The 5,834-nt window shown below is 49.9% G+C and carries 6 protein-coding genes and 1 pseudogene; 6 read left to right on the top strand and 1 reads right to left on the bottom strand.

Annotation, left to right across the window (positions count from 1 at the left end; genetic code table 11):
* Positions 1-96: 96 nt before the first annotated feature.
* Both OP496_RS16455 and OP496_RS16450 read left to right on the top strand, forming a co-directional pair.
* The gene (locus OP496_RS16455; protein ID WP_280564870.1) at positions 97-564 is read left to right on the top strand and encodes a hypothetical protein; all 468 of its coding nucleotides are present in this window, start codon (positions 97-99) and stop codon (positions 562-564) included.
* A gap of 183 nt (positions 565-747) precedes the next feature.
* On the top strand, positions 748-1,485 hold the full coding sequence (locus tag OP496_RS16450) for a hypothetical protein (protein WP_280564869.1): 738 nt from the start codon (positions 748-750) through the stop codon (positions 1,483-1,485).
* A 148-nt stretch (positions 1,486-1,633) separates the two neighbouring features.
* On the opposite strand, the gene OP496_RS16445 is transcribed toward OP496_RS16450, so the two are convergent.
* Positions 1,634-2,548 carry a glycosyltransferase family 2 protein gene (locus OP496_RS16445; protein ID WP_280564868.1) on the bottom strand — a complete coding sequence of 305 codons (915 nt, stop codon included), beginning with the start codon at positions 2,546-2,548 and terminating at the stop codon, positions 1,634-1,636.
* A 469-nt stretch (positions 2,549-3,017) separates the two neighbouring features.
* On the opposite strand from OP496_RS16445, the gene OP496_RS16440 reads away from it, so the two are divergent.
* The 4 genes and pseudogenes from OP496_RS16440 to OP496_RS18395 all read left to right on the top strand — a co-directional run.
* On the top strand, positions 3,018-4,136 hold the full coding sequence (locus tag OP496_RS16440; protein ID WP_280564867.1) for a glycosyltransferase family 2 protein: 1,119 nt from the start codon (positions 3,018-3,020) through the stop codon (positions 4,134-4,136).
* 12 nt (positions 4,137-4,148) lie between these two features.
* Positions 4,149-5,258, top strand: a complete 1,110-nt coding sequence (locus OP496_RS16435; protein ID WP_280564866.1) for a glycosyltransferase — start codon at positions 4,149-4,151, stop codon at positions 5,256-5,258.
* A gap of 45 nt (positions 5,259-5,303) precedes the next feature.
* Positions 5,304-5,498: pseudogene (locus tag OP496_RS16430) on the top strand (Rpn family recombination-promoting nuclease/putative transposase); the annotation flags it as partial.
* A gap of 76 nt (positions 5,499-5,574) precedes the next feature.
* The coding region (locus OP496_RS18395) for an Rpn family recombination-promoting nuclease/putative transposase (RefSeq protein WP_348522020.1) at positions 5,575-5,834 on the top strand (260 nt) is incomplete at its 3' end.

Here is a 5,834-nt window from a genome sequence, read left to right as displayed (position 1 = left end):
GGAGCCAACCGGAGCTGTGCCGCTCAACCCAGGAAAGTGCCAGGAAATCAAGCGTAACCAATGCGCGGCTTAGAACAAACTTTTTGGACAACTGGGTTGAAAACTACCGACCTCGCACAGTCGGAAGCCTTCGCCAAGTACATGGCGCGCTTGAAAGCCGGAAAGCCCTGGTCGTCGCATCAGCAAGGTATCCTGCTGGATAGCGAGGCCCGCATTCTCACCTTCTTGCGCGTTTACCTTAGTTTCATGGACGACATGGCCGCGCGCGGCTTCGACTCCACGCGTGGCAAGGATATGCTGGGTGTCGCTGTCACACGTGAAGGGCGACTTCTCAAGATCAACCGTGGCTTGCATCGCCTGGCCATGGCCCAGCATCTAGGCCTGCCGAGCGTGCCGGTAATGGTTAAGGCCGTGCATCGCCAGTGGTGGGAGCGGGTGACGAAAGGTACAGTAGGGCATGTTGCTTGGCAACGCACATGTGGAGAGTTACCTACCTGCATGCCCGAAATGGGGGGTGGGCCACTTGATCCTGTGCTTCACAACACAAAAAATGAACGTATTTAAAAGGCGTACAGTATGTGCGCCTTTGTACATGCTGGCTGGCGTTACAGGGAATGGTGGCAGCGGAAGTTCGGTGAGGCTACAGGCACCTGATATAATAGAGATTTTACGATACTGAGCACCAGAGTCGCTGCCCGTTTTGACTGGTCTGCTGGTGTTGATTTAAAGAGAATGATGAGGGCTGAGATGCAGAACACTAAAAATATTGAGTTTGTTATCACAGGATGCGGAAGGTCAGGCACTACCTATGTGTCTGAGCTGTTGCAGAAAGCAGGCATAAAATGTGGTCACGAATCTGTTTTTGAAGTTACAGGGCCAGCAAAAAGTGAGAGCCAGTATCGTGCAGATTCGTCTTGGTTTTGTGCCCCTTTTTTGATTGATCTTCCTCAAAATGTGAAAGTGCTGCACGTCGTAAGAAATCCTGCAAAGGTCGTATCTTCATTCCATCGGATTGGGCTTTGTGCAGATACGATGTGGATACAGTTTTCCAAGGGTAAGACACCTTTGGAATTTATGGCGAAAGAAAATTATAGGCTTGCTAAGTTTAAAAAGCATTTTCGGCGTTATGCTTATGTGAAAAATCATAGGAAACTACTAGAAAAATATACAACATGTTTTAAAGAGAAGTTGGAAGTGGGTAGGTTATGGCAGTATTGGTATCAATGGAATGAGATGATTGAAGGCCAGCTTTCAAAAATGCCGAATGAAAGCCTTGTTGTTCGGTTGGAAGATATCGATTCCCGTCTTGATGAGGTTACAACTTTTTTTGGTATTCAGGGGTATGTTGAGCCTGTGAAACCTGCAAACTTAAAGAAAGGCTATAGGAAGCGTACTATTTCCTGGGTGGAGCCGGGAGAAGAGGTGTTTAGGCTGGCTGATTATTACGGTTATTCGGAAGAGGAAGTAAGGTCACAGATGAAATAATACATGGCCGCCTGCATGCATGGTAGGCGGCTTTGAATGTTTAGTGCATTGCGTTTTGCCATGTTTATAGGCTTGTTTTTATAAGGTTTGTTCTGCTGTGGAAAGATAATATATCGCTTGTGTGCTGCACAGTGATGACGGTAAGCATTCAATACCGGAAAAAACTTATTAAAAAACGTTTGAATTGTTTTTTGTTGGGAGAGATGGCGTTGTTTCTCATTAACTTAAGGATCTCTTTCCGGTATTTCGAATATTCACCCTTTTTGTAGAGAGCGCTTAGGTATGAATCCAGGCTTCTTCTAAGTGTCAGGTTGAGTATTGCGGGGGAAGCTTTTTCATGCAAGGAGGTGTTGCTCGATAAGGCATGAAAAAAACCATAGCCTTGGCTTATTATTTTATCGTAATCGTGACGAGCACGGTTCTCATCCACAGCTCGCATGCTTGAGACTGTGGTTCCGCCAAACTTGGCTGGAATATGGCAGAGTGAGCGAATAAAGAATTCTATATCTTCACGCTGGCGAAGTTTTTCATTAAACCCTTCCAGGTTTATGAATTCGACGGTAGGCATCATTACAGCATTTGTATGTAACCAGCCCCGATCTTCCAAGTATTCATCCAAGGTCAGATTTTCTAATCTTTCTTTTTTTGAGAGCCTGTCGCTTTTTTTGTTGTTTATTTGGTTTATTCCAAAAGATATGCCGTTGAAATCATGTGGTTCGTCGTACACGGAAACTCTATCTTTGACAGAGTCTTTAAGCAATATGTCATCGGAGTCAAGAAAGCAGATAAGCTCCCCTTTTGCACTTCTGGCGCCATGGTTCCTGGCGGCAGATTGACCGATGTTTTGAGAAAGTTTTTCAACTCTTATTTTAGGATTGGTACGGTATTTTTCCAATAATCTTTCAGGTGTGCTATCAGTCGAAGCATCGTCGACGATTATACATTCCAAGTTTTTGTGCGTTTGATCTATTACGCTGTCGATTGCATCGCATATGTGAGGCCACCGGTTAAAGCTAGGGATTATTACCGATACTAGGCGCTCTTTACTTTCTCTTGTTTCCATTTCGGTGTTTTCTTACTTCCGGTGGGGGCTGGTAATCAGCCCACAATTTTACTGATAAATCCTCTTGGTAACAAGCATGTAGACTCATGACCACTTGCAGCCTGACCAGAACGACCTCAAGCCAGCGGTATGGGAAAGCGCTTCCACGGCCGGGTCATGTATGTGCTGGTCTGGCACCTGACAAAGACCTAGAGCGGCACTGCTGGCGATAAAATTATCATATTTCGCATAAGGCGCTGCGCCACCAACACTGGTTGCATCGTCTCGAGTCGCAGACCAGACGGCTGCGCTGTTTGCCAAGCGGGTGGTCAATCTCACGGGAAATGGCACCTACATAGTAATTTCTTGTAAATCCCTCCTTAAAAATTAGCCTTTCGTGCTATCTTAGATTTGAAGTGATATATAAACAGAAAGCCCTTTGTATTAGGTTATTGGGTTTTTCTTACATTCATATCTCCCCGAGATAGGCATGAAATATAAGGTTAATCCCGTTTCAATACCCAATAATGTCGCTATACGGCGACAGCCTCATCCGAAAGATGGAAGTATCAGCGAAGAGCAGTTACAAAACTTCGATGATAAGTTCGTATTTTATGATGTATTCATCGATCCTGATGCGGATGAGCTGGTGGGAATCGGTCCTCCCGCGCTCAACGTAAAGCCTTACGTCGAGGACATGAAGGTCTGGGTGAACGGGCGCCAGCGGAAGTTTTCTTTCGTTGACTACCCGGAGCACAAGGTGTCCTTGTTGAAGGCGCGGATGCCGCATGCCGAACGTTATGAGGTGGTGCTGGAGTTTTCGGATGCGACGCACGAGATGACGTTGTTGCGAGATCCGTCGCGAGATCAGTCGCATGATGCGTCTCAGAACCCGGCGACGCGGGGGCGTAAGGTGCTGACCGCGATCTCCAAGAACAATGCCGTTGAATGGATCGATGAGTGGATCGATTTTTATAAGGCGAATTACGGCATTGACGATGTCTTCATTTACGACAACGGAAGCGACAACCTGGAAGCGCTTGAAGAGAGGGTAGGCGAGAAGGCGAATATCGTCAGCTGGAACTTTCCCTTTGGCCCAACGGCCAAGCGCTTCAGTTCGTTTGCCCAGCCGGTTGCCTTGAATCATTGTCTGAAGCGTTTTGCCAAGGGCGGGGTGCTGTTCAATTTCGACATAGATGAGCTGCTGATTGCCGACGAAGACCGCATCATGTCGGCAGTTGCTCGTCATAAGGTCGTCTACTTCGAAAGCCATAACGTGCCTTACGTGAATCCCGGCAAACATGATTACTCGTTCTGCGATTTCAGGTATCGCTACCCGGAGAGGAAAAAAACGGCGCGCAAGTTTGTCTGTGACGCGGATGCCAATTTCTTGATTTCACCGCATAACACCTGGGTGAAAAAGAATTATCTCCTGGCGAGCCGTTTGAAGCGCAACAAGCCGGATGCTCTGGTCGATGCCGATGCGTACTTCTTGCACTTTCTCGGCATCACGACCAACTGGCAACCCGACCTGGACAAGTTGAAGGAGGTCCCTAAGGAAAACTTGATAGAAGATGATAGTCATATACGGATGATGCCTGTGGGTTGAATTGGCGCTAGGATGGCGCTCACACAGGCACTGAAAAAGGAATTTACAGTGGCTGATGGAAAATCTTTTTTATTTATTTCCGACCATTTGGGTGGGGGCGGCGCCCCAATCTCGATTTTAAACTTGGCGGAGATACTGGCCCAACGTGGCCATGATGTCACCATTGCCGTGCTCAGCGATAAGGTGTGGCACGACATACCCGAGGGAGTGACGGTCAAGACGCTTCCCTTCCGATACAAGAACGTCTGGCAAAAGCTGCGGCGCTTTCGTTTGCATGCCGCGAAAATCGATGCGTGGCTTCGCGAGGATGCGAAAACGTACGATATCGTCATCGCGAACCTGTACTACGCGCACCGGGTCGTTACATATTCTTCGCTGGCGGCGCAAGCGTGGCTGTGCATTCGCACCGATCCTACGGAAGCATTGCTGAGTAAACGACGCTCTCGACCAAAAGCGTTACGCAGGATTAGAAAGCTCTACGGCGGGCGCCGGGTCATCGCCATTTCCCACGGCATATTGGCCTCGTTATCCGCCGCTAAGGCGGCGCCGGGACGTGGCGAGGTCATTCACAATGTCATTGACGCGAGTGCCATCGAGCGCCGCATGCACCAGAACGTCGAGGTGAGCGACTATATCGTTAGCGTGGGGCGCCTGGGGCTGTGGCAAAAACGCTATGATCGCCTGTTGCGTGCCTACAAAGAGAGTGGCATCACACAGAAGCTGGTCTTCGTCGGCGATGGGGAGCTTGAAAACGTCCAGGCGCTGGTCCGTGAACTAGGGCTCGAGTCGCGCGTGGTGTTCCTTGGCCAGAAGGCCAATCCCTACCCGTATATTCATCATGCCGATCTTTTGGTGCTGGCATCTGATTACGAGGGCTTCGGCCGCGTCATCGCGGAGTCGCTGATCTGCGGCACGCCGGTGGTGAGTACCGATTGTCCCTCGGGGCCGCGGGATATCCTGACGGGAGAGCTGGCGACTTGTCTGGTGCAAACAGACGATGAGCAGGCGTTAGCCCGTAAAATGCGCGAGATGTTGGATGCACCGCCGTTGATAAAGCCCGAGCATTACACATGCTTCTCGCCCGATACGATTGCACGACGCTATGAGACGCTCGCGGGCTGATCGGTAGCGCTGTGGTAAAGTCGGGGTATTGAGATAGGAGAACGCATGGCTGATACCACTCATCCACATCATCACGATACCGGCTACAAGGAGCTGTTCAGCCACCCGGAATTCGTGCAGCAGCTGATCGAGGGTTTTGCGCCGGGTGAAATTGCTGCGCTGATGGACTTCACGACGCTCAAGCAGCACAACGGCCATTACATCACGCCGATGTTCGAAGAGAAGATCGAGGATGTGGTGTGGTCGGTGGAAGTGACTTGGGACGGCGTGACGCAAGAGGTGTATTTGTACATCCTGCTGGACAAATTCATCGGGAATGAATTTGGGCGCACTTCAGTGCGCCCGAAGGGTGGGCGCCATGGATGGCGCACATCTGTTTCAGTCGTCGGTGGATCGCACCATGCCGATCCGGTTGATGCACTATGTCGCTTGCTTCTACAGCGAGCTACTCAAGCAGAAGGTCATCACTCCTTACCAAGGCCTGCCGCCGGTGTTTCCGGTGGTGCTCTACAATGGCGTGGACCGCTGGGCGGCGCCGTTGGATGTCTATCGCATGATCGCCCCGGAACCCCCGAG

Origin of the sequence: Chromohalobacter sp. 48-RD10, assembly GCF_029889785.1 — a bacterium.
Taxonomy (GTDB): domain Bacteria; phylum Pseudomonadota; class Gammaproteobacteria; order Pseudomonadales; family Halomonadaceae; genus Chromohalobacter.
The sequence above is the reverse complement of the archived record's forward strand: the minus strand, read 5'-3'. Positions and strand labels throughout refer to the sequence as shown.

Excerpts from the sequence above, each read along its gene's own strand:
- OP496_RS16450 (WP_280564869.1), top strand. The coding sequence starts at position 748 with ATGCAGAACACTAAAAATATTGAGTTTGTTATCACAGGATGCGGAAGG.
- OP496_RS16445 (WP_280564868.1), bottom strand. The coding sequence starts at position 2,548 with ATGGAAACAAGAGAAAGTAAAGAGCGCCTAGTATCGGTAATAATCCCT.
- OP496_RS16440 (WP_280564867.1), top strand. The coding sequence starts at position 3,018 with ATGAAATATAAGGTTAATCCCGTTTCAATACCCAATAATGTCGCTATA.
- OP496_RS16435 (WP_280564866.1), top strand. The coding sequence starts at position 4,149 with ATGGCGCTCACACAGGCACTGAAAAAGGAATTTACAGTGGCTGATGGA.